The organism is Burkholderia sp. BCC0322, assembly GCF_902833045.1.
GTDB lineage: Bacteria > Pseudomonadota > Gammaproteobacteria > Burkholderiales > Burkholderiaceae > Burkholderia.
In genome coordinates this window covers 313,609-336,683 of the sequence record NZ_CADFDU010000002.1, presented here as the reverse complement: position 1 = coordinate 336,683, position 23,075 = coordinate 313,609, and the positions used below count along the sequence as shown (strand labels likewise).

At 54.8% G+C, this 23,075-nt stretch carries 20 protein-coding genes; 3 read left to right on the top strand and 17 right to left on the bottom strand.

Annotated elements, in window-relative coordinates:
- From HWX39_RS07565 to HWX39_RS07485, 17 genes are all read right to left on the bottom strand, one after another.
- Complete coding sequence (locus HWX39_RS07565; protein WP_175966662.1) at positions 1-789, bottom strand: SDR family NAD(P)-dependent oxidoreductase; 789 nt, start codon at positions 787-789, stop codon at positions 1-3.
- Positions 786-1,988 (bottom strand): capsular biosynthesis protein, encoded by a 1,203-nt coding sequence (locus tag HWX39_RS07560; RefSeq protein ID WP_175966660.1) that lies wholly within the window; start codon positions 1,986-1,988, stop codon positions 786-788. The genes HWX39_RS07565 and HWX39_RS07560 overlap by 4 nt, the downstream gene beginning before the upstream one ends.
- Positions 1,989-2,253: 265 nt before the next feature.
- Positions 2,254-2,826, bottom strand: a complete 573-nt coding sequence (locus HWX39_RS07555) for an HAD family hydrolase (RefSeq protein ID WP_175966658.1) — start codon at positions 2,824-2,826, stop codon at positions 2,254-2,256.
- Positions 2,823-3,515, bottom strand: coding sequence for a nucleotidyltransferase family protein (locus HWX39_RS07550; RefSeq protein ID WP_175966656.1), 693 nt, complete (start codon positions 3,513-3,515; stop codon positions 2,823-2,825). Before HWX39_RS07550 ends, HWX39_RS07555 begins: the two co-directional genes overlap by 4 nt.
- 1 nt (position 3,516) lies before the next feature.
- Positions 3,517-4,110: a D-sedoheptulose 7-phosphate isomerase gene (gene gmhA / locus HWX39_RS07545; protein ID WP_175966654.1), complete on the bottom strand. Its 594-nt coding sequence runs from the start codon at positions 4,108-4,110 to the stop codon at positions 3,517-3,519.
- Positions 4,092-5,132 (bottom strand): dehydrogenase, encoded by a 1,041-nt coding sequence (locus HWX39_RS07540; protein ID WP_175966652.1) that lies wholly within the window; start codon positions 5,130-5,132, stop codon positions 4,092-4,094. Before HWX39_RS07540 ends, gmhA begins: the two co-directional genes overlap by 19 nt.
- Before the next feature lie 15 nt (positions 5,133-5,147).
- Entirely contained in the window at positions 5,148-6,161 is a 1,014-nt protein-coding gene (locus tag HWX39_RS07535; protein ID WP_175966650.1) for a GDP-mannose 4,6-dehydratase, read from the bottom strand.
- 9 nt (positions 6,162-6,170) lie between these two features.
- Positions 6,171-7,013, bottom strand: a complete 843-nt coding sequence (locus HWX39_RS07530; RefSeq protein WP_175966648.1) for a sugar nucleotide-binding protein — start codon at positions 7,011-7,013, stop codon at positions 6,171-6,173.
- Positions 7,010-7,945, bottom strand: a complete 936-nt coding sequence (locus HWX39_RS07525; protein WP_175966646.1) for a WcbI family polysaccharide biosynthesis putative acetyltransferase — start codon at positions 7,943-7,945, stop codon at positions 7,010-7,012. The genes HWX39_RS07530 and HWX39_RS07525 overlap by 4 nt, the downstream gene beginning before the upstream one ends.
- Before the next feature lie 17 nt (positions 7,946-7,962).
- Positions 7,963-9,759, bottom strand: coding sequence for a DUF4214 domain-containing protein (locus tag HWX39_RS07520; protein ID WP_175966644.1), 1,797 nt, complete (start codon positions 9,757-9,759; stop codon positions 7,963-7,965).
- On the bottom strand, positions 9,756-10,607 hold the full coding sequence (locus tag HWX39_RS07515) for a capsular biosynthesis protein (protein ID WP_175967633.1): 852 nt from the start codon (positions 10,605-10,607) through the stop codon (positions 9,756-9,758). Before HWX39_RS07515 ends, HWX39_RS07520 begins: the two co-directional genes overlap by 4 nt.
- 98 nt (positions 10,608-10,705) lie before the next feature.
- The gene (locus HWX39_RS07510; protein WP_175966642.1) at positions 10,706-12,028 is read right to left on the bottom strand and encodes a sulfotransferase family 2 domain-containing protein; all 1,323 of its coding nucleotides are present in this window, start codon (positions 12,026-12,028) and stop codon (positions 10,706-10,708) included.
- A gap of 21 nt (positions 12,029-12,049) precedes the next feature.
- Positions 12,050-13,573 (bottom strand): glycosyltransferase family 1 protein, encoded by a 1,524-nt coding sequence (locus HWX39_RS07505; protein ID WP_175966640.1) that lies wholly within the window; start codon positions 13,571-13,573, stop codon positions 12,050-12,052.
- A gap of 32 nt (positions 13,574-13,605) precedes the next feature.
- The gene (locus tag HWX39_RS07500) at positions 13,606-14,262 is read right to left on the bottom strand and encodes an ABC transporter ATP-binding protein (RefSeq protein ID WP_175966638.1); all 657 of its coding nucleotides are present in this window, start codon (positions 14,260-14,262) and stop codon (positions 13,606-13,608) included.
- Complete coding sequence (locus HWX39_RS07495; protein WP_175966636.1) at positions 14,259-15,041, bottom strand: ABC transporter permease; 783 nt, start codon at positions 15,039-15,041, stop codon at positions 14,259-14,261. The genes HWX39_RS07500 and HWX39_RS07495 overlap by 4 nt, the downstream gene beginning before the upstream one ends.
- Before the next feature lie 6 nt (positions 15,042-15,047).
- Positions 15,048-16,595: a capsule biosynthesis protein gene (locus HWX39_RS07490; RefSeq protein WP_175966634.1), complete on the bottom strand. Its 1,548-nt coding sequence runs from the start codon at positions 16,593-16,595 to the stop codon at positions 15,048-15,050.
- 81 nt (positions 16,596-16,676) lie between these two features.
- Complete coding sequence (locus tag HWX39_RS07485) at positions 16,677-17,840, bottom strand: polysaccharide biosynthesis/export family protein (RefSeq protein WP_175966632.1); 1,164 nt, start codon at positions 17,838-17,840, stop codon at positions 16,677-16,679.
- Between the two features lie 175 nt (positions 17,841-18,015).
- Here HWX39_RS07485 and HWX39_RS07480 point away from each other — a divergent pair, with 175 nt between their 5' ends.
- From HWX39_RS07480 to HWX39_RS07470, 3 genes are all read left to right on the top strand, one after another.
- Positions 18,016-19,167, top strand: coding sequence for a glycosyltransferase family 1 protein (locus HWX39_RS07480; protein WP_175966630.1), 1,152 nt, complete (start codon positions 18,016-18,018; stop codon positions 19,165-19,167).
- Positions 19,168-21,180 (top strand): capsular biosynthesis protein, encoded by a 2,013-nt coding sequence (locus tag HWX39_RS07475; RefSeq protein ID WP_175966628.1) that lies wholly within the window; start codon positions 19,168-19,170, stop codon positions 21,178-21,180. It begins immediately after the preceding gene.
- A 347-nt stretch (positions 21,181-21,527) separates the two neighbouring features.
- Positions 21,528-22,955, top strand: coding sequence for a mannose-1-phosphate guanylyltransferase/mannose-6-phosphate isomerase (locus HWX39_RS07470; protein ID WP_175966626.1), 1,428 nt, complete (start codon positions 21,528-21,530; stop codon positions 22,953-22,955).
- The last annotated feature ends 120 nt before the right edge of the window (positions 22,956-23,075 follow it).

Here is a 23,075-nt window from a genome sequence, read left to right as displayed (position 1 = left end):
CTATCGCTCCTCTCGCGGCAAATAGGACAATCGACCGAGAATCGCGTCGGCGATCACCGCAGGCAACAACGGAAGCAGCCGCATGCCCAGCGCGAGCAGACCGGGGAACGCAATTTCAGCCCGTCGGGCGGCAATGCCGCGCTGTATATACTGCGCTGCCTTGTCGGATGACCACAGGAAAGGCTTGTCTCCCGGAAAAACGTCGCTCATCGCTGTCTTGACAAAACCCGGCAAAACAACGGACAGACGAATACCGTCGCGTTTCAGCACCGGACGCACCGAGTCGCCCCATGCCTTCAACGCGGCTTTGCTCGCGCAATAGGCAGGTGAAATCGCCATGCCTCGTAGCGCCGCGAGCGAACTAATCAGCGCCACTTGGCCGTTACCACGCGTACGCATCCGATCTATTGTCGGCAGCACAGCGTTCATCGCGCCGTAGAAATTCGTATCGACGATTGCTGCGGTGCGTTCGCGCGTCTCCCAGTCGCCCACATGCGCGAGTGTACTGGCCGCGCCGGCGTTCGCGATCAACAGGTCGATCGGGTACGTGTCATCGAACTGTTCAAGCCACCGCTGCATCGCACCGGCGTCCCGGACATCAATGGTTGCAAGGAAAACGGTCGCGCCACGGGCACGGCAATCGGCTGCGCTTTCATCAAGGCGCGCCGCGTCACGCCCGCCGAGGCTCAATACCACCCCGGGTCGTGCGTAGGCTCGGGCCAGCGCTCGCCCAAGACCGGCGCTCGCCCCCGTAATAGCGATATGCCGCGGCCCAGCGCTGGCGCTCACGACACCGCCTCGAGCCGACTCACAGCACCGGTGACGCTCATCTCTATACCAGCACGCGTATAAAAGTCGCCGTTAATCTGAGTATGGTGCATCACGTAGTCGAGAAAAGCCTGATAGAGATTCATGTCCGGACCACTAGCCCCTGCCCAAAAGTCCGCCAGGCCTCCCTGCCAGGTCAGCCCCGGCATCGAATAGATCGCTGTGCCCAATGCAACGAGGGGACGTCGGTGGTGAACAGCGGACAGACCGACCGTACTGTTTATCACGACCACGCCACAACACCGATCAAGCAACGTCGGCAAATGGCCCGCATCAATAAAGACCACCCTCTTCTGGATACCGAGCTCGGCGGCAAGTGCCGTCGCAAATTGACGGTACCCGATCAGACCGGTGTCCAACGGGTGATTTTTGATCACGAGCCAACTATCGTCGGGCGCATTTTCGGCGAATGAGTGTAAAACAAACGCAATCGCGTCGCAAATGCCGCCAAAAGGGGAATGATCGACAATCTGGGAGTCGGAATTTAGCTGCAGCGGGAACAGATAGTACTTGCGATTTCTCTCCAGCAAGTCACGGGTAACGCTATCGGCCTCCCTATCGCGCGCTCGTTGCCGAATGGCACGATACGCCAGGCCCGCGTATTCCTCGAAGCCGTTTCTGGGACGGTGAGACTTGTAATGTGGGAAGCGGTGCGCATACAACGCGTTGGCCATGCGGTACCGGATATCGTGACAAGCACGCTCGTAAAGGTTGTAGCCGGTGGGCTTCCCGGGAACTACCGGCGGGATATGCTGGCGTGCGTCGAGATAATAGGCAGGGTCTCGCGGCAACAACGATCGCCCATTGACACCGTGCTCCTCCATCGTTATCCAGTGCGGTCGAACATAACCCTCTTCGAATACGTGGACACCGACCCCCGATGCGCGAGCGATCTCGTGCATCGGCCGATGGATCGCACGGCAATCCCCAAACAGGAGTACATCCGTCACGCCATTGGCCGCAATCACATCGCGATACCACGCGACAAGACCTTCGGTTTCGTCGCGATAGTTCCAAGCGCTTTCCGAACCTTGATACGCTAGATCTCCGCCGCAAAAGTTTACACGCCGAACCTGGTGACCTCGCTGGCTGAGACCGGCAGCAAGTCGACCAAAAAACGGGGAGGCCGTGCCTTGCAGGGCAAGGAAGAAGCGGGACATACAGTTCTTATCTAATTGAGTTACGAAGGCCCAACGCGCCCTAACAAGTCACAACAAGATGACAACGCCACCTTGCTGCTCGACACCCACACCCAAATTTCCGACACCCCGACCTACGGCACTGCGACTTTGGCGAGAATACACGCCATTCTCGGCTGCAACGATACGCATGCAAATACACCTTCGACAACTGTGTACAGCAATCCTCAACGCGAATTTCGGCGGCGCATGCGAGGTCTACCCGGCATCGATCAGGCCACGCACCTCAGGACGGCTTGACTTCCGATTCGCGCCCCGTCAAGAATTGAATGACTTCTCGCGGATTGCGGACGACAGCGTTTGCCATTGTTGTCGCCGCTGGCGATACGCTCTTCTCGCACACAAGGAGAGTCGTCCCGACACCTGCAGTCAATCCCGCCTGAATATCGGACTCCTTATCCCCCACGAGTAATGACGCCCCCAGGTCGAGATCGAAATCACGCTGTGCTGCAAGGATCATCCCCGGATTCGGCTTCCTAAACTCGGACTCGACCTTGTATCGGCCAACGCCGTGTTCAGGATGCGTCGGACAAAAGTACACGCGATCGATCGGAGCACCTTCGGTCGCGAACACGCCCTTCATCCAGTCGGACAAGCGACAAAAATCCGCTTCCGAGTAGTAGCCCCGCCCAATCCCCGCTTGATTCGTCACCACGACACCCAAGTACCCCAACGCCTTGGCGGCACGGGCCAGTTCGAAGACGCCCTCCAGAAAGACAAATTTCTCGATCTCGAAAACATAGCCATCGTCGCGATTGATGACACCATCGCGATCCAGGAACAACGCACGATTCTTCACTTGCAGATTCCAGAGAGCTCGCTTTGAGCGCGGTAAAAGTCCTCGGGGATTCCGATGTCGATAAACTGCCCGCGCGTTACGAAAACGTCAAACCTGCGAGACTGGACAGCGGACGACATGAAGTCGGCTTCGAACGAGAACCTCTCTGCCGTCTCGCCGGCAAGAATATTCTTCGGCAAAACATAGCAACCAGCATTAATCAGGCCTGGTCCCGATATTCCCTTCTCGGCGAACCCGGTCACTCGACCGTCGTCGACAACAAGGCTGCCGTATCGTCCTGTATCCGGCACGTGCCGAGCAACGATTGTCGGGAAGCCTCCTCGCTGCCAATCTGCATCCAACTCGTCAACTTCAAGATCCAGATACGTATCACCGTTGAACACGAAGGCATGATCCCCCTCGCAGTAAGGCAACGTTGCCTTCAGCGCCCCCCCGGTACCCAGCGGATTGAGTTCGATTGAATACGCGAGGTCGATTCCGGCAAAGTGATCACCGAAATAGTCCACGATTTTCTCCGCCATGAAGCCAACAGACAGAACCACCCGAGAAAACTTCTTTGCGCTCAAACGCGTCAAGAGAATTTCAAGAAATGGCCTGCCAGCAACAGGCGCCATCGGCTTGGGAACATCGGAAACAACCGCGCGCAAACGCGTACCGAATCCCCCAGCCAAAATGATCGCTTCCCTCATTTCACTGCTTCCCGAAAATGGCGTTCTCGACCAGCCCACAAACGATATGACCGAGAACCAGATGCCCCTCCTGGATCTTCGGGGTGTCCGGCGACGGGACTTCAAGCAGCAAGTCGCACAGCTCGCGCATTTCTCCACCACGATTGCCGGTGAAGCCGACGCACGTCATCCCTTTTGCTTTTGCTTCTCGAAAAGCCGCCAGTATGTTCGGTGACTTTCCGGACGTCGAATAACCAATCAGGACATCGCCCTTGTTGCCAAGCGCCTGGACCTGACGGGAAAACAGCTTCTCATAGCCATAATCGTTACCGATCGCCGTGAGAATGGACGTGTCCGTCGTCAACGCCACCGCGGCCAGCCCGGGACGGTCGAAAGCAAACCGGCTGACAAACTCCCCAGCAATATGCTGCGCATCCGCAGCACTTCCACCGTTACCAGCGAGCAACACCTTGCCGCCTTGCGTGATGGATGCTACGCAGGTATCAGCGACTTTCTGAACCGTCGCAAGCAACCTCTCATCCGCAAGCATCGCAGCCATTACCCGCTGCGCCTCTGCAATGCTGTCCGTGATGTACGTCAATTCGCGATTCTCCATGCCTGCGTCCCATTCTCCGTAAAGTGACAGTTACTAACTTGTCCGTCGTACTCGCCAAGCGTTCTGATCAAATCCATACGCCGTTCGGTGGGTACAAAAAACAGCATAAAGCCGCCGCCGCCCGCACCCGAAACCTTTCCGGCCTGCGCACCAGAACGCATGGCCGCGTCGTAAATTTCGTCGATATGGGCGTTGGAGACAGTTCGCGCCGAATTCTTCTTGTTATCCCATCCCAGTCGCATCGACGCAACAAAGGCCCTGAAATCGCCTTTCAGCAACGCCTCTTTCATAACTAGCGCTTCGCGCTTGATACCGTGCATTGCCTCGATTGCGGCGGTCTTCTGCGACACCACGTTGTCGCTCTGGTCCTGAATGATTTTTGCGGATTCCCGCGACACGCCGGTGTAAAAAAGAACCAGCGAGGCCTCCAACTCACAAAGAATCCAATTCTTGATTCGCAACGGATTCACGACCGTGCGCTCTTCCTCGTAGAACTCCATGAAATTGAAGCCCCCGAACGTCGCCGAGTATTGGTCCTGACGCCCCCCGGCCAACCCGCAATCGACGCGCTCAATCCGATAAGCCAGTTGCGCAATGGCGTAATCGTCCAGCGGTAGATTCAGCAATTCGACAAACGCCTTGATCATCACGACCACCAGCGTTGACGACGAACCCAATCCAGAACCTGCAGGAGCATCACAGAACGTACTCAATTCAAGCGGAATTGGCTTGCCATGGTTGTAGTTCCGGATCATGTAGTTGTACACCGCCTTATGCAGGTCCAGCGTACCGTTCAGTTCCAGCGGCTCCGAAATGAGCTTGTGTTTTTCTACCTGCTGATCCGTCGAGACGAAACGTACGGCGGGTATCGTTAGCGTCTTGATCACCGCGTATGCGTAGCGATCAATGGTCGCATTCAGGACGTAGCCCCCGAACGTATCGGCGTAGGGAGCTACGTCGGTCCCCCCTCCCGCCAGGCCCAACCGCAGCGGGGCCCGTGCGCGAATGATTGTTGGATTCATTGGTTGTTTATATTTCTATCGGGTCAAGAATTTCTCGCCAGCGGAAATCCTGGCGCGCCAGTAATTCAACAGATCCTCCATCGTCTTCTCGAACGAAATCTCGGGTTTCCAACCCGTGATGGCCTCGAATTTCTGCGTGTTGGGGACCTGCAAATCTGCATCGATCGGGCGCAGTCGCTCCGGATCCGTTTCGACTCGGATGACATCCTTGGAGGTCGACATCGAGACCAGCGTATCCAGCATCTGGCCAACCGTGCAGGAATACGTGCCGCCAATATTGTAATAGGCGCCAGGAATCGGGTTGATCGTCACGAGCATGTAATAAGCCCGTACCGCATCTCGCACGTCCGCAAACGTGCGCAGCGAGTCGAGATTGCCCGTCTTCACGACCGGCGGAATCATTCCGCGTTCGATCATCGCGATCTGCTTGGCAAACGTCGATTCAGCAAACACGTCGCCGCGACGCGGGCCGGTATGCGTAAACATCCGCGTGGTCATAACGGTCATGTTGTACGCTTCAGCGTAGTACCGGCCGATCAGATCTGTACCCACCTTCGAGATTGCATACGGCGATGCCGGATGGAACGTGCATTCCTCATCGATCGGCAGCTTTTCGCGCGGCACCCGTCCAAACACTTCCGACGACGCGCAGACATGCGTTACGGCATCGATATTGTTCTTGCGCAGCGCTTCCAGCACGTTGGCCGTACCTTGGACGTTGGTCTCCAGCGTGTCGAGCGGCGAGTCGAAGCTGGTCTTCGGGTAGCTTTGCGCGGCCAGATGGAATACGAAATCCGGCGTCGACTGCTTGACGGCCTCGTGAATGGAAAGGTAATCGCGCAAATCACCGTAGACAAGACGAATCCTGTTCTTCTCGTTGATACGCGGAAGCAGATGGGAAATATTATCAAGAGGGCTACGCCAACGGCACAGACCATAGATTTCCCAGTCCGTGTTCTCCAGGAGGAAATCGGCCAAATGCGACCCGACCATACCAGTAATACCCGTAATCAAAACACGCTTTGCCATATCACACCGTTAATTAGACAATTCAAGATTAATTGCTTCACCAAGACTGCAAGGACGTCGTCCAAGCAGCCTCTCGAAACGCGCAGAACTTACATTAATTACACGAGGTCGATTTACGAAGAAATCAGCCTCCGGTTCGCTGAACTCATAATCCAGCTCCGGCACCACAAGATTCCGGATCTGTTCGACGAAATTCTCGCGGGCAACCAGCTCCGGCCCGACGAAATTGATAATTCGCTCGTCGACCGCGTCCCAGCGTTCGATCAGGGCGACGACTCCTTCGACGACGTCGCTCATATATACGACACAGCGTGAAAATGGTTTGAATATGTCAGCCCGCCTTCCGTCCTTCGCGCAACCGAGAAGGTACTGCGTAAATCGGTCACGAAGCGAGAATACGTAAGAAAGCCGAATCACCTTAACAGCAGTGTTCTCACCAAGCTCTGCCTCCACCTGACGCTTCATCGCCCCATAAGCACCTGCCGGCGTCAGTTCCGCATCTTCGTCACGTACCTGCTCGCTAGCACCGTAAACCGTATCGCTGGAGAAAAAGATGACACGCGCGCCTCGAGCCGCGACGCCACGGATCAGCGCCAAGGTCCCAGTCACATTAACTTGGAATGCCGCCTCGTAGTCCTTTGCACACGCATCCGGAGACGATATAGCCGCAGCGACGACGACAACATCTCCCGCGCACACTTGCTCGTACGGAAACGCCTCCGCGCGGGCCAACGAGAAAACAATGTCAGCGCCATCTCGCGTCGACGTCCCCAGGGTTCTCCAGCGTCGGCCAAATGCGTCATGCAATACCTTGCCGATGTACCCCGTGCTGCCCACCAGGAATACGTTCATGACTCAAAGGCCCTGCGCAACGCCGTCCGGACCCATCCGCGATTTGCAGCAACACGCTCAAAGAACGCTGAAACTTCGTCCTTCGACGAGCGCCCAAACCACTCGAATTGCTCCAGAAGATATGGTTCGTATGCCTTCTTCTTGTAAAGCACCTGAAACTCGTTCATTCTATCTAATTCATAAAAATCGAAGCAATCTCGATATATCGGATACAAGGATATCTGGGTCACATCCAACGGATCGAGATTCTGATCAAAGCTAATATCCGAATAGGTATAACCAAGCGCCAACATGCATCGCGCCGCAATTTCGCGCATCAATACCGCAGTCGGATGATTCATTGTGTAGAATAGACGCTTCTGTCGGTAGTTAGCCAGAATGAAGTCCGTCACCAAAACATCGATCTGCCTTCCGCCATCATTTTCACCAGCCTCTCTGGACCTCAGCTCATCGGCACACCAATCTTCGATCTTGTCGATGTCGATGTGAAGCGACGCACCAATCTCCTCTAGGCGACGAACGTACGTCCCCTTGTCTACACCCATAACGACGGCCCCCGCGATCAAGACGTCAACGTAACTCTCCGGGTGTGGCGGCAGACCATATGGCATATTAACGGTAGGGTGATAGCCTTCCCAATGCATGTATTGCACAGACAAGGCGACACCGCTTGGCGACAAGCTATTCCGGAGAAATTCCGACGAGAACTTCTCTCCACGATATCCCTTCGAGACTGGTTGATAAAGAAATAGGTCGAGCTTCGGTATCGTTTCTACAAGATGACGATCCATTTGCTCTTCGCTGGCAGCAAAACACTCCTCCATTTCCAGCAACTCCCAGTCGCGGGCGAATGCCGGACAACTGTTCAGCATCTTAGCCAACGCTAACGCCTGACACGAGCCGTAAGCCGAATATTTCTTCCGATGTGCCATCCACCGATCTCCGCAAGTTAGGCGACTTGGGCATCTGCCCAGCGCGTAAGGTTGACGTAGTCGCTACTTTTCCGAATGTCCCCAAAGCGTTCCGCAAACTCTGTGGAGCGGAGCATGGCTAAAATCATTTCCTTCCTCGATATCGCTTCCGACGCCAACTTCTCTGCGTAGTCGCGAAGACCTGCCAGATCCGGATCGCGACACAGTAGCTTCTTGTAGCCGATATAAGCGAAGTGCTCGCTGACCGGGCATTCCAATTTTGTCCAGAACGAGGTATCCAGTACCGGAGCAGATGCGGTCGAATACAATGACATCCCGTCCGCCTCCAGTTCAGTTTCCTGAACATCGCTTGCAGACAATTCCAGCAGACTGTCGACCAACGGCCGATATGGTTGAGTCAAAAAGGACAGGTAATGATGTCGCGCATCCGCAGGGATCAGAGAAAGTGCCTGCGACGACGCGTGGGAAACGAAGCCGTCCAACACACCCCAGATGGATTGCGTCTTCGAATAGTTTTCGGGGTGCCGCATATCGACGGTAGCCCCGGAAACCCCCAATGGTCGCAATGAGTCGAAATTCCTTTGCTGGAACGCCTTCAAATACTCGCGATTCTCAAAGATGAACTCGAACAATTCACGTGCATAACGCGCACAATCATACTCCAATGCCGCCTTACGGCCTCGCAATCCCACATCTCGACGCTCGGCAACTCCGTTCAGGAGCTGCTCGAATACACGTTGAAGTTCGTTGAAATCAGCCGTACTGTGTACTTTATATGCAACATCTTCACTCAGATCGGCATAACAGCCCGTGTCGTAGCAGATCACCGGCTTTCCAGCTGCGAGCTGTTCGATTAATGACCCCGACTGTCCTTCGGTGTTGGGCAGTCGCAGGTTGATAAACACATCAGCTTCGACTTGAAGTGCATACAGTTCGGTATCGCTGACTGAACCGCGAAACTCGACGCAATGACCGAGATCACCATCAGCACACAAGCGTCGCAAATACTGATCATATTCGGGAGAAGCACTACCACAGAGAACGAGCCGCGCTTCCTTCTTGAGGCGCTCCGAATGACCAAAGACGCGGAGGACGCGGTCGATGCACTTGCTGGGCGACATATGACCGAACGCCGCAAAGACGACCTTGCCACCCGCTTTTTCGCGAACCTTGTAGAAGGTGTCAACCACTTCTTCGGAAGGTACGCGTTTGAGATCGTATGGATTCCGTGTCCTTAGAATCGGGCCTGCGAAATGCGGCTTCAACTGACTTTCGAAGAATTTCGAATGCACCACACACGCCGACGCAAGTCCGGAAAAGACTTCGAACATCGGGAACGAGGCCACAGCCGGCGCATCCCACCCGCCACGTACACCTCCCGCATAGCTCAGCGCGCTGGAGTGACACGCTCGAACACCATCCTTTCCGTACAGCGCTGCAAGCAACCAATAGTACAGGTCGGGGCTTTGCTTGCGATTGAAGAGGTCGTTGACGATGCCGTGCTGCATGACAAAATCGTGCAGCACGACGATACCCGGCAATCTCTTCAAACACTGAAATATAGAATAGTGATTCTCTTCGTTATTTCCGAGATTATAAATTACCGCATCGAACTCGCGCGCGACCGCATCCATATCCATATCACTTTCGATGATACGGACGCTGATGTCTTCAACCTCATAAGGCTGATGCACGGCATGCCATTGATAGAAAATCGTGACATCGAAATAGTTTTTCAGATATTCAACGACGGCCTTCGACATGAAGCCCGGGCCGCATGCCGAGTGAAACGGGGTAAAGAATGCAAGCTTCATTGCAGTGCGTCCATCAAAATTTGATCCGGGCTGTATCGTCTCATCTGATAAAGGTGCAGGCTTTCACCGAACGCCTCTGGCGGCAACACACCACTCGCGAACATCTCGGCAATCTGACCAAAATGATCAAGATCATCGGTTTCAAACCCGGTCACTTCGTTGACGAAGTAGCGCTCGTCAATCGACGACCGGTAGAGTACGACAGGTCGCAACAACGCCGCAGCCAAAGACAGGCGTCGAAAGCTGAGTCGCGCATCTAGACCAATTCCGGCGTATAATAGGCCACGAGACAACTCCGCCTCAAAAATGTCAAACTCCTGGATGATCTTCGGCTTCGAGGCGACACGCGCGCTAATTCCAATCAGGTGCTCGCGTACACGATGGTTGGCGGAAAATACCAGCAGATTTTCGATACCGGGTTGATCCAGCGCGTCGAGACAAACAATCAAGTCGTCATCCGTCATGTCGACATCGCCGACTTCCGCTACGATCGTGCGGCCATATTCGCCAGGCAATTCACCAATTTTTTGGGTCAATGGGAACGGCAATACATCTAATCGTTCCACACGGGTGGAAAGATCCCTCTTCGCAACGATGTCGTTCACAAATACCCGCTCGCCGCGAAGCGATCCGACGTTCATTGCACCGGCAAACAGATGTTTGAATCGAACAAACACGTTTGGCACTTCTTTTGCCGTACCCATACTCGATTCATCAAGCCAGTAGACAATCTTCTCCGAAGTCGATGATCGATAACTCGCCGTCAAGGAAATAACCGATTCATTCGATAGAATCGATCGCTCAGCAGCACGGGCATTTCTCGCTTCACTGAGCGAAATGATTCGCACTCGGTGCCCGCTGGCCATGATGCGACCCGCCAAATACGAGGCCACCGCCCCGGAGCCCTCAACGTCCTGGTCTATCACGATTTTTATCATTTTTTTACCTAAATGCTGTACGATTGCAAGCCCAATAGAAGCACTCCAACGTCGCGTGTTCCATCTTCCGCACGCACAAGCGGAGTAGTCAATTTCAGAGTGTGCAGCATTCTGCTGACACGCATGGCGCCGACAGTGAATACCATGCGCAGACGCTGGATCGAGCCCTCCGTGCTGAAGGTGTACTTCACGGCCGACATGTCATTTAACGTGAAGTGCTCGGGAATCAGAGCCTCAAACGATGCACTATCGATATAGTCAACTTCAACTACGACGTGACTGTCGCGCTCCGTGCGAAGCGGAATCTCCCATACAGCCCGAGGCTCAAGTCCTGTCCAACGCCCGACAACGTCCGCGCCGCATGGCAGCCGGATCGACTCGAGAAAGTGCAAACCCCTCGCACCCACTGCATTCGCCATGTCAAACACGTGGAAATCGCCAGCATTGCCATTGTCGCGCGTGTCCTTGTCCGCAAGATATTCAAAGGCACACTCGGCAAGCTTCTGGTAGCTCGCATCGAAACGGCGATTGAACTCCTTGACCGCGAACTCATACAACTCGATATCCATCAAGTTGAAGTCGCGCAAAACATCGGCTTCATCAGGCGTAATATTATAGCCGCTATTGAACGAAGCCTTCTTCGGATTCCGATTAGTCAGCAGCGCCTCGCTTCGCTCCCATGGGCGAATGCCGAGAGTATGCGCAAGGATCAGTAGAGAACGATCAAATTGCTCGGTCAAGCCGAAAAAATGAAAATACTCGACAAGATTCCGCTTTGCTTCCTCGACAAGGGCGGCGTCGTAGTATCCACGCTCCTTCTTCCATTCGACGCTAGGCGCGAGGTAGCGGGTCATCATATTCTGAGCGCTATCGGAAATCACGAGGTTGTCCGAACTGACAAACTCGCAAAGCGACATTTCAGACGCCATCCTCAACGCCTTGATCACATCCGGGTTGGTTTCATTACGACCAACCCAGGCATCCGAGTAACGTGAAGAATCATGCCAGTTGTAGTACTGCGAAATACACCGCTGAACCGGATCACGAAGAAAAGTCAAGCGCGTCGCGCCGTCGAAGTGCCGATGTAGAGCATCGAAACTGAAATGTCCGACAAACAGTCCATAGTGACGCGTCTCATCGGCCATCGCATCGTCGAGTTCGTAGTCCAACGCAGCGTTGCATACCTCGTCGTCGCGATATAGCGTACGAAGTATCTGATTGAACGACGATCCTGCCGTTTTGGGGATGTGATGAAACACAATCTGACCCGACAGGCGTTCACGACTGCCGGCCATCCCGCGAAACGAATAATCAACTGTACGCTCACGCATATATCATTGCCTTCTCGAACCTCAAGGGGCCGAACCAACGCTTTGTATAAACTCGTCCCACCGAGGCGAAATGGCCTCAGTCGTGTACCGGGCCGAAATTCGCTTCGCGCACTGACGGTACTTAGCAAATGTGTCGGCAACGTTGCGCAACGAGATCGCCTCACGTATTCCGCCAACAATCGATTCAACGGAATAGGGGTCGAAGTAGATACAGGCGTCCTCATAGACCTCCCGGTGCACCGGAATATCAGATGCAGCAACAACGCCACCGCTCATCATCGATTCCACGCCGGAATAATCAAAACCTTCCGCGTAACTCGGACAGACAGTTACCGCAGCGTGCTTGTAGAGATCCCGCAAATCCGTGGCTGCCACATTGCTCAACAGGAACAATTCTCCCCTCTCAACCCACGGCACGATTGAATCAACGAATTCGGCGTAGTCCCACCCGAGGTCTCCAACGAGTACAAGCTTCAACGATTCATTGTGACGGGATCGAAGTAATTCCCAGGCTTCAACGAGCGACGCGTGATTCTTTCGCGGCTCGACTGTTGACACCATGAGTAAGTATTCAAAATCCTGCCGATCTGCGCTCAATCGATTTCGTGTAAAAACGTCGACTTGGCCGCTACTAAGAGCCTTATACTTCTTCGCATGCGGCCTAAACAATCTAGAAGAAATAATATTTCCAATTAACTCCCTAGGGGAATCAATTTCGTTATAAATCGGTGATACCGTATTATGAATAACAACCGCACGATCTTCGATTTCGGGAAATATTTTCAGAAGATCACTTCTGGTAGCGGCTGACACGCAAGCAAAGTAAGCACCCGACCGCACATTGCGTGCAAGTGCGTCATAGTGAGCCCCGTGGTGAAAAGCTCGATCTTTGATCGTGTGCGGAAGAAAGATCGGTATCGCATCATGATATCTCACGATGAGTTTAGTATTGCAAGACAAGACGCCGGGGAACGGAGTCTGCGAAATAAAGACATCAAAATCTCGGGTTTCGATTTTTTTGAATCGTTTGACCGGCAACAATCCGGACATCGAAAATTTGAGTCGATGCAACGTCGCCATCGCAAGTGGCAATATACGATACTGCGCCGCCAGGACATGCGGTCGATCGTCAACTGGAAGGGTTTTTGCAAAAAACCGGCGCCAGACGAAATCTTCAAATTCGGCCGGGGCAAAAAATCCAAGTTTCTCGGAAGAACCAGTGATAACAGATACTCGCAGCAAAATCCCTCGCATCAAGATTCCAATTGCACGCGAAACTGCCCCTGCAACTCCCCGACGTCCATCATCGGTAAATGACACGACAATTTTCGACATCGCACGAATCTGGTCGGAAGACCGATCCGGCTCTGACGCGCGCACCATCTTTGCGGTAATATCCCGACCGCCCTGTTGAAGCAAACCGGTAACTGCCATCTCTTTGAGCCCCAGCAGCGTACGAAACAACAAACGTGTTTCCTGCGGAATGCCCGAGTATCCATCCAGCGCAGGCCGAAGCTCAACCAATACACGCACTTTGTTCTTCATTGCGATTCTTCTTTGCCGGCAGATTCGCCACTTTAAGCGCCCTGCGTTTCTCGATAAAAATGGTATGCCTCATCCATTTCCGGAAATTCGTACAGCTTCCCTCCGTGCAAAACCGTCGCCCTCTGACAGTTAGCCCTGATAAATCCCGGATCATGAGAAACAAAAATCATTGCTCGCGCATTACGCTTCTCAAACAACTCAATATGACATTTTTGGCGAAAACGTTCATCGCCGACTGCCGTGACCTCGTCGATGAGGAAACAATCAAAATCCACGGCCATAGAAATAGCAAAGGCGAGTTTTGCTCGCATCCCCGCCGAATATGTTTTGACCGGCTCATTAAGATACTTGCCGAGCTCGGTGAATTCACGCACAAAGGGCAGTTTATCCTCGACGAGTACATCGTAGATTCGACATATAAAGCGAAGATTGTCGATACCCGTGAGTGAATTCTGGAATGCACCACCAAAAGCCAGAGGCCACGAAACACTCATTCCCCGGTACACGCGCCCCGCAGTTGGTCTTTCAGCGCCGCTTATTATACGAATCAGCGTTGACTTCCCCGCCCCATTTCCACCGAGAATGCCAATCTTTTCGCCGCTAGCTATATCTACGTCGACACCATCAAGAACCGTCCGCGGTCCAGATTTCGTCTGATACGTCTTCCTGACTTGGGTAAGTCGAATCATTCCGGTGTGACCTCACGCCCCACGTCGCGAACCAATGCGAGACCAATCAGCGACATGGCTGTGCAAGAGCAAGCCATATATCCAACATCGTAATGTGCCGTGACGAGGCTACCGAAGTAACCCTCGCGAAGCATCTCGACGCCGTGAACCATGGGCAACCACCGGACAATATTTTGAAATGCCGGCGAAAGCCATTCCACCATGAAAATAGCACCCGATAGCGGGAACATGAGATAGGTAACTGGATGCCAAAGCTTCTCGACAAGCTCCGTCTTCTCGCTCAACGCCCCAATGATAAATGCGAGCGATGCACCGAACCAGATAATCATGCCCCAGGCAAACAGAACCTCAAGTATATTTTCCGGGTATTCAACGATCCCCAATGCATGAAATGTAATCATCAGCAGGAAAAACGATGCGGTATTACCAACCACCTCCAACAAAATACGGGCGATGAATATATCAATAACCTTGACATTTCGATGGTACATCAATGCCAAATTCGGCGTAATCGCCATGCTGCATCGACCAGGCATATTTCTCCAAAGCAATACAGTTGAATAGCCGGTCAAAGCAAAGGCAGAAATAGGGAGATTTGATCCATGTGTTGCTCCTGTCGCATTCCAAAGTATCGTAATCCCGACTGTGAAGATCATCGGCTCGACAAACAGCCAAAGGAATCCGATATTGTGGCGTCCGTACCTAGTCAATACTTCCCGCATCAGCAACGCGAATATAACTCTTCGCTGAACCGCCAACGATCGGCCGAATTTTGTCATGGTGAGTTATTCCTGATGTTCCCGGATACCCGCCACCAGCATGCTCAGCACGCCCCAGGCCGCCAGCCCCAATATGAAGCAGGCAAATATGTTCCGAGCACGCTTGGGCTCCATCGCCACGTCAGGCTCGTTCGGTTCAGCAACACGCTCCAGATAAATCTGCTTTCTTTCCGCGTCTGCCCTGGCTTGCTCCAGTGAAGTCAGCGCCGAAGCAAGAAGTTTCTCCCCGAACGATTGCTCCAAAGCCAGTCGCTGGTACTCAACAGAACGGTCCGACAACGAATTCTTCTCACCGGCCACGCCTCCCTTCTCACTCGCAATCGACGCCTCCAACGCACCAATAGACGCAGTCAGGCTCGGGATCTGAGGGTTTTGCGGGCTGAGCATTCGCAATTGCGACAGCTGCGCCTGCTTGGCAATGAGCTCGCCCCGCAATTTCGCAACGAGTTCCAGTTGGATATTGGATTGCCGATCCGGGTCGAACAGACTTGCTTTGCTCCGGAATTTCGACAGCGCCGTCGACGCGGCCTTAACTTTGATTTCGGCTCCAGCAACCTCTGCAAGTGCGTAGCGGAGCGAGTCTTGACGTGAGCGATCGTTTAGCTCATTGACTCGCTTCTCCGCCATTTCAAGCAGGTACCTGTTTATCAAATACGCATCCTTCGGCGTATAGGCTTGAACACGTAATGTAGTTACAGCAGTTGCAGTTCCCGCATCGACAGCAACGTGATTCTTAAAATATCGGTAGAAGTACTCAAAACCGTCTCGCCCGATCACGCCCGGAAACCGGCTGAAAATATCAGCATAGCGACCACTAAACGCGTCTCGCAGAGGCATCTTATTTTCGAGAACGACGAGTGCGTCTCTCGACTTTATATAATCCTGAACGACGCTGGAGTCGTCACTGGTCTTTGATAGGGAGACTCCTTGAAGCAGCGCTCCTAAACCCGGATCACTCGATCGCTTGGGTGTACGCAAGATAAACTGCGATTCAGAGATGTAGACATCCGAAGCAATCAGTCCATAATAGATGGTAGCGATGACGGTCGGCAGTACAACCGTCAGCAGAAACAACGGAGTTAACTTCAGTCGTCCGATCGTCCATACACGTCCAAACCACGAGGATTCCCGCTCCGAAGCTTCAAAGCCTTCCATCGTGGTACGTTTCGGCACTGTAGATTTGGGACTGTCGACCAGATCCGCCACCTCCGCCAAGGGAATCGATGAAGCGGGCAGCAATTCGTCTACGGAAATCGACGATGCGCGCGCATCGGTCAACAAATATCGCAAGACGAGTTGGCGGTGCTCGAGGTCCGCACCTTCAAATTCCGATTGAATACGCAGGCGCACTTGGCCGTCACCGGCCTCCAACAGGAAACGCCACGTCTTGAATACATATCCCAGTGCTGTCGGCGTATCCACCACAGGCGAACAATCCGAATAGCGCTCCCTGGCACGCACGAGTGCGGCTTGCGGGTTCGAAATAGCAATGACCGATTCCAACATCGGCAAGTCATTACCCGAAAAGAAGTCAGCGAATGCAACGCCATTCATAGTGTTACTCGATCACCACCTGAAACAACGAACACATGCCCTTACCGTCGGCAACGGCAACCATCACCTGCAGTGCCGCCATCAGTACCTAGCAGTCTGAACGCCAGTAATCACCGGATACGCCACGGAGAAGACAACGTTCAAGAATTTTTGAAGCTCGGCGATCGGCGCATTCGAGACGTACAACAGATCATTGTTGTCAACCATGAAGCTTTGAGCGACGAAAAATGAATTCGGATCGCGAAGATTCACGCGATACACAACAGGCACCTTTCCGTCCGCCGTCGTACGCACAGGAGCCGTCGGCCATTTCAGCGCTTTGGCGTCTTCAAGTCGGAAAATGAATACGCCCTGCGCATCGGCACGCGAGTCCTGCAAGCCTCCAGCGCGCGCAAGTGCCTGCGCAAGCGTGATGCCCTTCGCTTCAAAATTGATTTCGTCATTCTTGCCAGTCGCGCCGAGCACCGTGAAGCTATAAGGCTGGAACAGCACGGTGACCACATCACCCGCATGCAGGGGAACATTCTGCCTCGGATCACGAATAACCACGTCGAGCGGCAACGAGGCCACCGTCTTACCGCGCGTAATCTGGATCGTAACTTTGTCAACCGGGTGCTTCGCCCCACCCGCACTCGCCAATGCATCGAGGAGACGCTCCCCCCGAGCAGTCAAAGGCATGCGAGCGTTCTCCGTCACATCACCCACAACCGTCACATATGACGTCTCGTTGCGAGAAAGCTTCACAAGCACCTGCGGATCATGCGCCATACCCTTCAATCGCGCAGCAATTTCACGCGCCAACTGTGTAGGCGGACGACCGGCCGCCTTGACCTGCCCCGCAAACGGGATATTGACGTTGCCGTCGCCATCGATCGCCTGATCGGGAAGCACCGTCACGCGTGCGTTTGCTGGCCCCGAACTCCCGTCCGATTGAGCCGCACCAAAAAGCGTCGCAGGCGGCGCCTCCCAAATGGATACTTGAATCGTGTCGCCGACGCCCAACTGCTGACGGAACGACGCACCTCCGCCCAGCGCCGTGACGAAGTCCGACGTATTTCGATCAGTAAACAACTGACGCGCAACATCCTCCGTCACATCGACAACCTGAATCCCCGATGGACTCTCCGGCGCCCGAGCAATTTGGGAGCCGCTGGCGCCCGATGTAGGAATACCTGAACAACCGGCAAGCGTGACCGCGCCCATGACACACGCGATCAAAAGAATTTTGCAGAATGGACGCGACATTATTTACAGTTACTGAACCTATGGGCTCGCGCATTGTCGCATAAGTTGCGGTAGACTGAGCGGCCGCGATAAAATTTACTCAATCAAGCTGACGCTACAAGAACACGCTTTTTGGCCAACGTTCCCTCGAGTCAGTGCATCCTTAATTAACCGTCGCACGCTCCGAAGTTCGCGCTTGTCAACCATCTACCTTGACGTCACTCGTCTCGTTACCCGCCTTTACCAGGGTCTGCTACCAACGGGAGTGGATCGTGTCGGGTTGGAGTACATCCGACACTATGGCAACCGAGCACGCGCCGTACTCAGCGAGCGTGGTTTTTTCGTCATTTTGTCGGAAAGAGATTCGGCTCTTATTTTCGAGTGGCTTACGTCATCCGTACGTAACAAAAATGCGATACGGCGACTCGTCGCGCTCGCCTGCCTGAAATCAATTTTCAACGCAAGATTTAATAAAGGCGTATTGTTGCATACAAGCCACAGCGGAATGGAGTTCCCGCGCTATTACACAAAATTAGCAAGCCTCAGTATTAAACCTGTATTCCTCGTCCATGACCTGATCCCACTGACGCATGCCGAATACACGCGCCCAGGAGTGGAGCACACGCACCGGCAACGAATTCATACGGCAATGAGGTATGCCAGCGGCCTCATCACCAATTCCCGATCGACGTTGGAGTCGCTCGCTGCAGAAGCAACCCGCACATCGCTGCCATTGCCACCCTGCGCAGTCGCACACCTCGCTTCAGGCGTCGAACCGCAGCCGCCTCATCAGCGCCCAATTGAGGCCCCCTACTTCGTGATGCTCGGCACAATCGAGCCCCGCAAGAATCACTGGTTCATCCTGCACGTCTGGCGGCGTCTGATTGAGCAACTGGGGAGCGCGGCACCGAAACTGGTCGTGATCGGGCGCCGTGGCTGGGAATGCGAGAATGTCATCGACATGCTGGAGCGTTGCGCAAACCTGCGAGGCACCGTAATTGAAGAGGCCGACTGCTCCGACGAGCGCCTTCACGCTTGGTTGCAACATGCCCGAGCTCTCCTCTTTCCCTCGTTTGTCGAAGGTTACGGAATGCCTCTTGTCGAAGCACTCGGGCTAGGCGTACCCGTGCTTGCAAGTAACCTAGACGTGTTCCGTGAAATCGCCGCAGAAATACCCGATTATCTCGATCCACTCGACGGCCCCGGCTGGGCTGCCGGCATTCTCAATTACGCTCGACACGACAGCCCCGAACGCACTGCGCAGCTCGCCCGAATCGGACACTTCCGTGAGCCGACGTGGGGCGACCACTTCGAACGCGTCGATTCCTTTCTCGATACGCTAAGCTAAATGCCCCGCTCGACGGCATCACGTCGGAGCTGGTTCGATGCAGTACTGCGTCTGATCAGCATCCCGAACAGACAACGGCCGAAACGCTCGTCAGATACCAGTCGTGAATACGTTTGGATCGACCGAAAAATCGGTCGGATAGCATTGAGCGTAGCGCGTTTCTACGGTGCCCAGACTCACGCAGCATGGCCCGGTCCGATCTGGGCCGTGGGGCCGACCGGGACTCCGCTCCTCTCATGGCTCGCAATACCGGTCGCCAAAGCCGAACCGGAAGCATTCGTGAAAGCGCTCGATACGGCACTCGAAAATCCTGCTGCGGGCACCGCAACGGCCGTCGCCCAATTGATGAGTCGTGTCCTTGTCAATCACGCAATACGAGGCCGCGACGGTGTGTCGGAAATCCGTACGGCACCTCGACTACCCCACGAAATCCGAGTGTTGCTTATCGATGAGCGCAAGTATTCGCAAGGGATTGGCGACATTGCGACGAGCAATAACCGTAGAGCGTTCGAGCGGATGGTCCGAACTGCGTGCACTGCCCATCCAGGCGCCAAGTTCTGGCTCGCCCGCACCAGAGATACTGGCTCCGGCATTTGGCTATCGAAGGCCGTGGTCAGCATCCTCCCTCCGGACACGCAGCATCTCGGTGAACACGAATCGCTATGCGCAGCGCTAGAGCAAGTCGACCACGTCTACACGGTAGGCGCTTCTGAAGGAATGCAAGCACTGCTGGCCGGCAAACGAGTTCATGTGTTCGGTGCGCCGTACTATGCGGGCTGGGGCCTAACCGACGATGCAGTCCAGTTGCCTGGCCGTAACGCGCGACCAACACTCGCGGCATTATTCGATGTCGTCTTTCTGCGCTTTGCACGCTATCTGAATCCTGCCACGCATGCTCCCGGTCGCATCGACGATCTACTCGACGCGATCGAATTGCACAATGCCGTTCGCAATCGATTCGCCGATCTGCAGCAGGTGGCCGGTATACGCTTCCAATGGTGGAAACGTCCATTCGCAACGCCATACCTAACGGCCGGTGATGGAACACTGAGGTGGATTCGCGAGGCAAGTCAACTGCGCGAAGGTGAGCACGCCGCATTCTGGGGAGCACGCAGCGCGAACGACTTGCCACCCGGCGCGCCGATCATACGCATCGAAGATGGATTCCTGCACTCGACTGGCCTTGGCTCGGATCATGTGGCGCCGTACAGTCAGGTCATCGACAGAAGCGGCCTCTATTTCGATCCGAGTCGGCCGAGTGATCTAACAACCATTCTGAACGAAACCGACTTCGCCGCAGCCGAACTTGTCCGGGCGAACATGCTGCGCTGCGAAATCGCTCGCCTGGGGCTAACCAAATACAACCTCGGTCGCTGCAAACCAACATGGTCTGTCCCGCCCGGCAAGTTCGTGGTACTCGTACCCGGTCAGGTAGCAGACGATGCCTCCATCCGACTCGGCACACGCGGCATTTCGACTACGGAAGATCTCCTTCGTGAAGTTCGCGCCAGACGTCCGGATGCCTTCATCATCTACAAGCCTCACCCGGATGTCCTGTCGGGCAATCGTCAGGGAGTGATCGATGTGAATGCGTGGGCCGACGTGATCGAACAGGATTCGGACCTGATCTCCCTGATAGAAGTCGCCGACGAGGTCCATACATTGTCGTCACTGTCCGGATTCGACGCACTTCTCCGCGGAAAGGCCGTGCATACCTATGGCTTGCCCTTCTATGCGGGATGGGGTCTGACACATGACGCTCTCGCACAACCCTGGCGCAAACGTGCACTTTCTCTTGATATGCTGATAGCCGGTGTATTGCTGCACTATCCGATCTACTGGGATTGGACTCTCCGAATGTTTACCTCGCCCGAGTCCATTGTCCGGCGGCTGGCAACTCCTGCTGCGCGACCGCTAATCAGTATCCGGAGCGATCGCCTGCGGCCGTTCAGGAAGGCATCTCGCTGGATTGCGAGCTGCCTGCGACATCTCCTCTGGCGATGCGGAAGATAGGCACGCCAATTCAACCGCGTCGATGCTGGCGTAAGCACCGGCCGCCGATACGACCATTCTTCGACATGACTCAAGAACAAGACGTGGCATCGGTCAGAGTAGAACCGACGCCATGAGCGGCTCTCGATACAGCAAGCGTGAAGTTGTGCGGATCCGCACAGGTGGGAGGCAATCCACAGGGCTATGCGACAATCGTTGCATCACCGTTCAATCGCCCGGCCTATCAAGTACAGACACTGCTGCCCATCCGCTCCTGTGGCAGGCGGCGCAATCACACTATCAACGAGAAGTCGTCGAGATTGCGACGCACAGCAGTGCCTCAGTCGGGAAATCCAGGACCACACACCATGAACATTCATCCGGTCATCCTGTGCGGCGGCAGCGGCTCACGTCTTTGGCCCATGTCGCGCGGCGGCTATCCCAAGCAGTATCTAAAGCTGACTGGCGATAGATCTCTGGTCCAGCAAACTGCGCTACGTCTGCACAGCATTCCAGGCGCATCTGCGCCCATCGTTGTCACCAACAACGATCAGCGCTTTCTGGTTGCGGAACAACTCCGTCAGGTCAATATCACGCCGTCGTCGATAGTACTCGAGCCGGTTGGTCGTAACACCGCACCCGCGATCGCAATCGCCGCGTTGCTCGCCATGCGTGACTCACCCGATTCACTGTTGCTGGTGCTGCCATCGGACCACGTTATCCTCAACGAACCGGCGTTCATCGCAGCAGCGAGTGACGCTGCCGCAATCGCCACAGACAAGCATCTCGTCACCTTCGGCATCATGCCAACTGAAGCGCATACCGGCTTCGGTTACATCCGGCGCGGCCCGGCCCTTGCCGACGATGGAAAAACCTTCAAGGTCGATGCCTTTGTCGAAAAACCCGACGCGGAGACCGCCGAGCGATTCATCAAGGACGGTGGGTACTACTGGAATAGCGGCATGTTTATGCTGAAAGCGTCCACGTACTTGGAAGAACTGCATCGCCATGCACCAGAGATTGCCCGTCAGGTCGAACTCTCCTTTGCTGCAGCCAAGCACGACCACGATTTTCTTCGCCTCGACGCAGATGCATTCTCCGCCTGCCCCAATGTCTCGATCGATTACGCGGTAATGGAGAGGACTGAACGCGCTGCAGTCATCGCAACCGCCGATCTGGGCTGGAGCGACATCGGGTCATGGAGCGCGCTGGCGGAAATCGCGGATACCGACAAGCACGGCAACGCATTTGTTGGCGACGTCTTCACGGACGCGGTGAAAAACTCGTACATCCGAGCAGAACATCGAATGGTTGCCGCCCTCGGCCTCGACAACATCGTGGTCGTCGAAACAGCCGACGCCGTCCTGGTCGCGCATCGAGACAAAGCTCAGGACGTCAAGAAAATTGTCGAATGGCTGAATGCCTCTGGCCGCCACGAATCGGTCACGCACCGTCGAGTCGTGCGTCCGTGGGGCTCCTACGAAGGCATCGATCAGGGCGATCGCTTCCAAGTCAAACGCATCATCGTGAATCCGGGCGCACAGTTGAGCCTGCAAATGCACCACCATCGCGCTGAGCACTGGGTCGTCGTAAAAGGCACAGCGATGGTCACGAACGGCGACAAGGAAATCATGCTGACTGAAAACCAATCGACGTACATTCCGCTCGGCGCGACGCACCGACTGAAGAACCCCGGCAAAATCCCGCTCGAACTTATCGAGGTTCAGTCGGGCTCGTACCTCGGCGAGGATGACATCGTCCGTCTCGAGGATACCTACGGCCGCACAGCCTCGTAAAGTCAACGACATTCGGGGCGTGCGTCTGAGCCACCTCGCACCGAAGCTCCGCCACGGGCAGCACGCACACGCGTCCTGCCCGTTTCTCATTACGTCAAGCAATGTCAGCCGGGTTGCCCG